Source organism: Sphingomonas sp. LH128 (genome assembly GCF_000293195.2).
GTDB lineage: Bacteria > Pseudomonadota > Alphaproteobacteria > Sphingomonadales > Sphingomonadaceae > Novosphingobium > Novosphingobium resinovorum_A.
The window spans coordinates 1-2,735 of sequence record NZ_ALVC01000422.1 but is presented as its reverse complement, the minus strand read 5'-3'; the positions used below and the strand labels follow the sequence as shown (position 1 = coordinate 2,735).

The following is a 2,735-nucleotide window of genomic DNA, read 5'->3' as shown; positions in this document are numbered from 1 at the left end:
CGGCCTATGCCACGATCAAGGGATTCGAAGTCATGCGAGCCCTGCGCAAAGGACAGGCTCGCCCCTGGTGCCTGCAGCCCGGCATCAGGGGCGAGGTGCGCCTTGTGGAGAGAGCTTTTGGCATTGGGCCCTCGGCGCTGACGGAGGCCATGGGCATGCTCAACCACCATTTCGCAGCAGCCGCCTGATCGGCGCAGAGCGACAGCCTACCTCTGACTGCCGCCAATCTTTGCAACAGAGCCCGATCCCGAGATGATCAAGGAAGTGCTCGAGGTGATGACGGCGCTCGCGGCCGAGGGGCGGACGATGGTGTGCGTGACCCACGAAATGGGCTTCGCGCGCGAGGCGGCCGACCGCATCCTGTTCATGGACGCGGGGCGGATCGTCGAAGACGCGGCGCCGGCCGCATTTTTCAGCGCGCCGGCGAGCGAGCGGGCGCGGGCGTTTCTCGACCAGCTGATCGCGCACTGAGCCCAGCCCGTCTCGGGGCAGGCGGCGTCATCGCGCGATCCGCCGCCTCATGCGCCGGTTGATGCCGAAGCCGGCGATCAGGATCGCAAGGGCCGCGAGCTGCGCCAGCACACCCTGCGCGGTCGGGAAGATACCGAGCAGTGCGATGCGCGGAACGCCGTGCCATGGATCGACCGCGAGCAAGCCCGCCTCCTGCAACCCGGCGATGCCCTTCCCGGTCAGCACGACCGCGAGGATTGCGATCAGCACCGAACTCCAGGCGAAGAATCGGGTGATCGGAAGCTTCGCGCTGTAACGCAGCATGATCGCGGCGATGATAATCAGCAGGACGGCCGCCGCGGCGGCGCCGGCGAGCATCGCGCCGCCATTTCCCTGTGTCCAGAGGGCGGCATAAAAGAGGATCGTCTCGAACACCTCGCGATAGACGACGACAAAGGCGAGCAGGAACAGGAACCAGGCCGACCGGCGCGAGAGCGCCCGCGCCATCTTGTCCCTTATATAGCCTTGCCAGGCGTCGGCGTTGCTCTTCCCGTGCATCCAGATGCCGACGGAGAGCAGGATGACGGCAGCGAAAAGCGAGCCGAAGCCTTCGGTGAGCTCGCGCGAGGCGCCGCTGATTCCGATGGCATAGGTCGCGACCGCCCAGGTCAACGTCCCGGCGCCGAGCGCCGCGATCCACCCGCCATGGACATAGGGCAGAAGCTGCGGCCGACCGGCCTTGCGAACGAAAGCGATCATGGCGATGACGATCAGCAGCGCCTCAAGCCCTTCGCGCAGGAGAACGCCGAAGGCGCCGAGGAAGCTCGACACCGGACTCGCGCGTTCGGGCGCGAGGATGGCTTCGGCTTCGGCGAACAGTCCGTCGAGCGCCGAGACGGCGGCCTCGACCTCTGCGACGGGGCGTCGCTTGCCGATCGCGCTGCGCAGGTCTGCCATCGCGCCCTCGATCCGCGCCATCAATGCCGTATTGCGCGACGCGAGCACGGCTTCGACGGGCTCGAATTCGTCGAGATAGGCCGATAGCGCGAGATCGGCTGCGGCCTTCCGGTCGCCCGCGGCATAGGCGCGGAGGCTGGCATCGAGCCGTGCCCGCGCGGCGAGCAGCGAACCCGACGGCGCCGCGGCGAGCGCCTCGGGGTGGCGGCGGAGATGGGCTGTCAGCGCCGCGGCCCTGTCCTCGCCGAGTTCGGCCGCGAGTGCGGCGGGGGTCATTGCGGTGAGCGCCGCCAGATCGGGCAGCTCGGCCCGCAGACCGGCGTCGTCCCGCCAGCGCTCCGCGCCATCGGCGGCGGTCGCGGGATAGGCGAGGCTCCCGACATGGAAGGCCAGCGCCCAGCGATCGCCGTCGGGCAGCGCGGCGTAGCCCGCCATCGACGTGCCTTCGAGTCCCTGGGTGATGACCTGATACAGGCCGAACAGGCTGCGCTGGTCGGCGCGCGCCGCATCGGTGAAGGCGATCGGCGGCGGATCGAGGCCGGCGGCGAGCGGGCCTTTGCCGTCGCCGGCCGCACCATGGCATGATGCGCAGTTTTGCGCATAAAGCGCGGCGCCGCGCGCGAGGTCCGGCGGCGCTGAGGGCGCGAGCGGCACCGGATAGGCGGCGAGCAGCGCCTTGGCGAGATCGCGCGCCTGCGCGGCGACCGCCGCTACGTCTGACTTTGCGCCGATGGCGCGGCGGAGCGCTGCGGCGCGCCCGACAAGCGCGGGACGAGCATCGCTCGGCGGCAGGGCCGCGACGCGCTTTTCGACCTCGGCGGCGAACTCGACCATTTCGGCATATTCGGGAGCGCTGACGATTTTTCCGTCGGCGACCGCCCCGGCATAGTCGACCGCGATATAATCGAGCAGCCGCCAGCTCGTCTGCACCGCCGCGCTGTCGGCGCGCGCGGGCACAGCCTGGAGGATCATGAGCAAGAGCAGAAGCAGCCCGCCGAGGCGCAGGCGTTTTCCCTTCTGGCGCCGATGGCGGGCACCGCCGGAGGAAAGGGTCGTCGTCATGGGTCTGGCTCCGCCTGCTTCGGGAGTGGACCGGGGCGGCGCGATACCGCCCCGGCCTGCGATCGTCAGTGTTTCGCGAACAGGGCCTGCCGCCCGGCGCCGAACGCCACGACCGAATAGCGATCGGGCTTGCGGCCCGGGGCTTCCATGCCGGGAGTGCCGAGCGGCATGCCCGCGACCGCTATGCCCTTCATCCCTTTCGGGCGCGCCGCGAGGAAGCGCTTGATGTCAGCGGCGGGCGCATGTCCCTCGACGACGGCGCCGTC

General features: G+C 69.8%; 3 protein-coding genes and 1 pseudogene. 2 read left to right on the top strand and 2 right to left on the bottom strand.

Translation table 11 applies throughout. The features are described from left to right. Both LH128_RS27050 and LH128_RS27045 read left to right on the top strand, forming a co-directional pair. A pseudogene (locus LH128_RS27050) lies at positions 1 to 188 on the top strand (IS6 family transposase); the annotation flags it as partial. 64 nt (positions 189 to 252) lie between these two features. Then, positions 253 to 471 carry an amino acid ABC transporter ATP-binding protein gene (locus LH128_RS27045; RefSeq protein WP_008832885.1) on the top strand — a complete coding sequence of 73 codons (219 nt, stop codon included), beginning with the start codon at positions 253 to 255 and terminating at the stop codon, positions 469 to 471. Between the two features lie 27 nt (positions 472 to 498). Here the strand turns inward: LH128_RS27045 and LH128_RS27040 are convergent, their stop codons facing one another. Further along, positions 499 to 2,469, bottom strand: coding sequence for a cytochrome c/FTR1 family iron permease (locus LH128_RS27040; RefSeq protein ID WP_008832884.1), 1,971 nt, complete (start codon positions 2,467 to 2,469; stop codon positions 499 to 501). A 65-nt stretch (positions 2,470 to 2,534) separates the two neighbouring features. Continuing rightward, positions 2,535 to 2,735: DUF411 domain-containing protein (locus LH128_RS27035; RefSeq protein WP_008832883.1), on the bottom strand; the 201-nt coding region annotated here is incomplete at its 5' end.